Origin of the sequence: Paenibacillus sp. BJ-4, from assembly GCF_020404765.1 — a bacterium.
Lineage (GTDB): Bacteria > Bacillota > Bacilli > Paenibacillales > Paenibacillaceae > Paenibacillus.
The window spans coordinates 1-211 of sequence record NZ_JAIVEM010000002.1; the positions used below are offsets into that span (position 1 = coordinate 1).

The 211-nt window shown below is 57.3% G+C and carries 1 protein-coding gene; it reads left to right on the forward strand.

The window, feature by feature from the left end:
* On the forward strand, positions 1-211 hold a 211-nt coding region (locus tag LCF57_RS00010; protein WP_225998878.1), incomplete at both ends, for an acyltransferase domain-containing protein.

Genomic DNA, 211 nt, shown 5'->3' on the forward strand with positions numbered 1-211 from the left:
AGAGGGCTTTGAAGAGAAGCAATTAGAGGAGACATGGCTGACCCAACCAGCGCTGTTTGTGACTGAATATGCCCTGGCCCAGTTGTGGATGAGTGTGGGGGTGAAGCCCATCGCGCTGATCGGGCACAGTCTGGGAGAATATACGGCCGCCTGTATAGCTGGAGTGTTCAGCTTGGAGGAAGGGCTGGAGCTGGTGAGCGTCCGTGGGCGA